Source organism: Caballeronia terrestris (genome assembly GCF_001544515.1).
In the GTDB taxonomy this organism is placed as follows: domain Bacteria; phylum Pseudomonadota; class Gammaproteobacteria; order Burkholderiales; family Burkholderiaceae; genus Caballeronia; species Caballeronia terrestris.
Genome location: NZ_FCOL02000163.1, coordinates 1 through 5,090 on the forward strand (window position 1 = coordinate 1; position 5,090 = coordinate 5,090).

General features: G+C 60.4%; 5 protein-coding genes. 1 reads left to right on the forward strand and 4 read right to left on the reverse strand.

The genetic code is table 11. The features are described from left to right. The 3 genes from AWB67_RS34375 to acs form a co-directional block, all read right to left on the reverse strand. The coding region (locus AWB67_RS34375; RefSeq protein ID WP_235025521.1) for a phasin family protein at positions 1–198 on the reverse strand (198 nt) is incomplete at its 3' end. Between the two features lie 64 nt (positions 199–262). Continuing rightward, a complete protein-coding gene (locus tag AWB67_RS34380; RefSeq protein WP_087660418.1) occupies positions 263–862 on the reverse strand; it encodes an acetate uptake transporter in 600 nt (199 codons plus the stop codon). Positions 863–905: 43 nt separating this feature from the next. Further along, positions 906–2,879, reverse strand: a complete 1,974-nt coding sequence (gene acs, locus AWB67_RS34385) for an acetate--CoA ligase (RefSeq protein ID WP_087660419.1) — start codon at positions 2,877–2,879, stop codon at positions 906–908. Positions 2,880–3,758: 879 nt separating this feature from the next. On the opposite strand from acs, the gene AWB67_RS34390 reads away from it, so the two are divergent. Further along, a complete protein-coding gene (locus AWB67_RS34390; protein ID WP_159965083.1) occupies positions 3,759–4,505 on the forward strand; it encodes a CBS domain-containing protein in 747 nt (248 codons plus the stop codon). 385 nt (positions 4,506–4,890) lie between these two features. Here AWB67_RS34390 and AWB67_RS42500 read toward each other — a convergent pair. Beyond that, the coding region (locus tag AWB67_RS42500; RefSeq protein ID WP_235025522.1) for a hypothetical protein at positions 4,891–5,090 on the reverse strand (200 nt) is incomplete at its 5' end.

Below are 5,090 nucleotides of genomic sequence, written 5' to 3' on the forward strand. Positions count from 1 at the left end.
ATGCGCGCTCGCATTAAGCATTTCCGTTTGCTTTCGAACCAGCGCCTGCATTCCTTCATACGCGAGCGTGTTGGCCTCCGCGAGAGCTTCGACGTCCTTGCGCCGCGCTTCCAGCAACGACGTCATATCGACGCCGGGAAATTTGAAGCTCGCCAGCGTCTTGCTGAAATCAGTGATCTGGGGAAAAGGTGTTGCCATGATGACTCTCCTTTCGACATGTTCCTGAACAACCAGTAGCGTGGCTACCTTCCGGCATCGTCCACTACAGGGTGACCGCGTGCCGGCTGAACCTCTGCGCCTCGCCGATCGGAAACACGGTCCGTTCATATACTTCGTTGATGACATCGGCGGCAGACAGATAGAACGCGAGCACGGCTGTGAGCAGACCTCCGTATCCGCCCGCCATGCGCAGCGCTACCGAGCCCGTCCATTCGCCACCAGCGAGCAGGAGGAACGTGATCCACAATGCGAGGAAGATGAACTGCAGTGCACGCGGCGAGCGGAACGTGGCGAGCCACATGTAGAAGGTGAAGACGCCCCAGAGGAACAGGTACCAGCCGACGAAGGCGGGAGGCACCTTGCCATGAAAGAACACGATGAAGAGTGCAAGCGACCACCAGAACGCGCCATAGCTCAGGAACGCCGTCGCGCCGAACGTGTTGCCTCGCGGCAATTCCATCACCCCTGCGATCGCTTGCGCCGTGCCGCCATACGCGAGCGCGCAGGCCAGCACGAGTCCCATGGAATCGCCCGAGAACCAGCCTGCGTTGATCATGCTCAACAGCCAGGTGGTGAGCGCGAATCCCGCGAGCCCCAGCGGCGCCGGGTTCGCCAGCTTCATTTGATTCGATGCGGTGCTCATATTCTGCTCCTGAAGTACTGGTACCACGAGAACGCTCCCGCGCTCAACGAAGCTGGTTCAGAATGGCGGGGTTTTCCAGCGTCGACACGTCCTGTGTGATCTCCTCGCCCGCTGCAAGCGAGCGCAGCAAGCGGCGCATGATCTTGCCCGAGCGGGTCTTCGGCAGGTTCTCGCCGAAACGGATTTCCTTGGGCTTCGCGATCGGCCCAATTTCCTTGCCGACCCATGCGCGCAATTCGTTCGCGATTTTTTCCGCTGCGTCGCCTTCGGGACGCGGGCCTTTGAGCACCACGAACGCCACGACCACTTCCCCGGTTGTCTCGTCCGGACGCCCGACGACGGCGGCTTCGGCAACCATCGCGTTGGCGACCAGCGCAGATTCGATCTCCATCGTACCGAGCCGGTGGCCGGAGACATTCAACACGTCGTCGATGCGTCCGGTGATCGTAAAGTAACCGGTCTCCTTGTCGCGGATCGCGCCGTCGCCAGCGAGGTACAGCTTGCCGCCGAGATCTTCGGGGAAATAGCCCTTTTTAAAGCGCCCCGGGTCGCCCCACACCGTGCGTAGCATCGAAGGCCAAGGGCGCTTGATGACCAGAATCCCGCCCTGCCCGTTCGGCACGTCGTGGCCAGTTTCGTCGACGACGGCGGCCAGGATGCCCGGCAGTGGCAGCGTGCACGAACCAGGCACGAGCGACGTCGCGCCCGGCAGCGGCGTGATCATGTGGCCACCGGTTTCGGTCTGCCACCATGTATCGATGACCGGGCAGCGCCCGCCGCCGACGTTCTCGTGGTACCACATCCAAGCGGCTGGATTGATCGGCTCACCGACTGTCCCGATGATGCGCAGCGTCGACAGATCGAAGTTCTTCGGATGAACCAGCGGATCGGCGTCCGACACCTTGATCAACGAGCGAATCGCCGTCGGTGCGGTGTAGAAGGTTGTGACCTTGTGGCGCGCGATCATGTCCCAGAAGCGGCCTGCGTTCGGAAAGGTCGGCACGCCTTCGAAAACGACCTGCGTCGCGCCAATGGCCGTCGGGCCATAGGCGATGTAGCTGTGCCCCGTGATCCAGCCGATGTCCGCCGTACACCAGAATACGTCCGAAGGCTTCCAGTCGAAGGTCCACTTCATCGTCTGCGCGGCCCAGAGTAGAAAGCCGCCGGTGCTGTGCTGCACGCCCTTTGGCGTGCCGGTCGAACCGGACGTGTACAGGATGAAGAGCGGATGCTCTGCCCCGACCCATTCAGGCTCGCAGGTGTCGGCCTCGCAATCGGTGATTTCATGCAGCCACAGGTCCCGCTCCGGATTCCACCGGACTTTGCCTCCGGTGCGTTTGTAGACGATCACGCTGGAAACGGCTTCGCAACCGCCTGCGGCGAGCGCTTCGTCGGCGATGCTCTTCAGCGGCAGGGCCTTGCCGCCGCGCATCTGTTCGTCGCAGGTAATCAGCACCGTTGCGCCGACGTCGACCATCCGCTCGTTCAGCGACTTCGACGAGAAGCCCCCAAACACAACCGAATGCGTGGCTCCGATACGCGCGCAGGCCTGCATCGCGACAATACCTTCGATCGACATCGGCATGTAGATCACGACGCGATCGCTCTTCTTCACGCCGCGCCTTTTTAGCGCGTTTGCGCAACGGCATACACGTTGGAGCAGGTCGCGGTAGGTGACATGGGTGACCGTGCCGTCGTCCGCCTCGAAGATCACCGCCACCCGTTCGCCGTTGCCAGCCTCGACGTGACGGTCGAGGCAGTTGTACGACGCGTTCAGCTCGCCGTCTTCGAACCATGTGTAGAACGGTGCATTCGTCTCGTCGAGCGTCGTCGAGAACGGCTTCCTCCAGGTCAGCGTCTCGCGTGCGAGGCGCGCCCAAAAGCCTTCATAGTCGCGCCCGGCTTCGGCGACCAGCGACCAGTAAGCGTTCATTCCCGAGATCTCCGCCCGTGCAGCGAGATCAGTGGGCAGGGCAAAGACGAGTCCGTCGTGGACAGTCGGTTCAATGAGTGACATTTTGCACTCCGGTTTCGCGAGCGCAAGGACCCGGATATCCGGTTCCTCGCCACCGATCGCTATGAAAGTGGGTTCACACAGGCCGTCGTTCAGCTATCGATCGCCTCGCGGACTGCCGGCTCGAGCTCCCGCCAACGAACTAGTCGTGGCGGGTGGAGCGCTGCCATGCAACGCCATTGACTCGCCGCCACGAACACAGCGGCGGGAAATAAGATGATCTGATGGGAGGCATCGTAGCCGCGTCCTGCCTGAACGGCGGCTGTTGATGCAAGCGATCGACGATGATCACGTTGCGCGACGCCGTCTCGGGAACCCTTCCATGGGGACGAGTGGCATCCATGACTACAGTGCGCGCGCGTCGGGGTGAAAGTCGGTACGGTAGCGTACGGGTTTGAGTTTACAAACAAGTCCGCTTCCACCATCGGTGCTGACAAATGCACGTGAAAGCCGCTTCGAGACCCTGCTTCGCCTCGGCAACCGACCGCAAAGCTCGCGCCCAGACAACTCTGAGGATGATTGTTCGTTACGGACAGCGACTCTTCCGAGGGCATCGTTTAGCGAAGGACCTTTGTTAGGGCGAACGCGGCTGAACGCTCGACAAGCAGGGTGCCCCGGTCCGATTTTTTCGAAGGCGCATAAATAAACTAGTTTCCGTCTTTCAACAAGGAGTAGCCTCAACGAACAGACTGCGGCTCTGAGAAGGCAAAAACGCCAAATAACAGCTGCGGCGTTTGATTCCTGATCGGGCGACAGCTCCTTCATAAAACAAAGCCCACTCCCACACTCCTTGCGGCTAAACCCTGCAACGGAACACCGCTACTTTGCGGCGTTCCTCGCCGGGGGCCGCAATGCAACTGACCTTAATCCGAAGGCAATACCATGTTAGTCAGCAAGAGGATGAAACCCGCCATATTCCTGGAGCCTGATGAGACGTTGGCAGCAGCCGCGCGCAAGCTCCGGAAAGACAACATTGGTTGTCTACCGGTATGCCAGGATGGCCGGCTTCTCGGAATAATTACCGACCGCGATATCGCAATGCGCGGCGTTGCGGAGGGTCGAGACGCAAATAACATGCGTGTTCGCGAAGCCATGTCGGTGGACGCGATTTGCTGCTCGAAGGACGACTCGATCGAAACGGCGGCCGCGGTCATGCGGGACGCTCATGTACAACGGCTTGCGGTCGTCGACGATGACGGGCATCTAGTCGGCGTCATTTCGATAACGGACCTGGAAGGCGGTGGCTCTGAACGGCGTCCCTTCGAAGTCATCTTTTACAAAGAGATTCTCGACCATGCCGGGCTTCCGCACCACAGCGAGCTCTTGTGTGTCTCGGTCGCTCAGGGAACGAAGCACGAAGCAGTCGCTTCGGCTATTGTTCAGTTTGAAGAGACCAAGCGGGTCGCGAATTGGACCACGATCGCCGACGGCTATGATGTATTGAGCATCCACGTCGACGAGAATGGCGAGAGCGTCGAAGCGTTGGAGCACACCTTCGAGAGGGACGCCCGGATTCGACCTCGTGCGCGAATCCTTTGGGAGCAAGCCGGTAACCCAGAAAGACAGGATGCGAAATTTTGGGACCAGGCGGCACGCGAAGTGGACGATGCAGATCGGTCCGCGAAATGAAGCAAGCCAAAGTGGCGACGCAGGACGCCGGTCGGTGAGCGTCGCCGGGTTGAACTCGACGGCCCATGACAAGACCAAGACGGGGACCCAGCTGTTGTGCGGAACAGCGACACTCGGCAACTGCGCCGGCGTGTTACTCCCATAAAGTACAACAATCAGTGAGGTACGAGAAGCGCTTCGAGTCTCGCCACAGTGGTGCATGTCTGGGGGCGCATCGATTTTTTTGATCGGGATTCTTTAGTGGGATTTTGGGTCTTTGCGGTACAAAACCTGCTCGGTGAGCATCTCCGAGATCGGATCTGCAGTAGACCCCGCGCGCCGCTTGCTCAAAACTAAGCAACGGCGCGTTGCGCCAAGTGTCCCGCCCCCATCCGGAAGCACCGAACTATAATTTCTGAGTCCCCGGGCTCCACGTTGAATCGGCTTTTGCCACGCCATAGGGCAGCACTGCAAGGCGCGGCATCTGGTCATCATCGAGGAGATCGGGCGAGTTGCGGCCGTGCTGGCGAGCGAGGCCGATATGACACCCACAGGCTCGACCATTTATGCCGATGCCAACTTTCACGTGGTGGCACAACGCCCATG

Excerpts from the sequence above, each read along its gene's own strand:
- acs (WP_087660419.1), bottom strand. The coding sequence starts at position 2,879 with ATGTCACTCATTGAACCGACTGTCCACGACGGACTCGTCTTTGCCCTG.
- AWB67_RS34380 (WP_087660418.1), bottom strand. The coding sequence starts at position 862 with ATGAGCACCGCATCGAATCAAATGAAGCTGGCGAACCCGGCGCCGCTG.
- AWB67_RS34390 (WP_159965083.1), top strand. The coding sequence starts at position 3,759 with ATGTTAGTCAGCAAGAGGATGAAACCCGCCATATTCCTGGAGCCTGAT.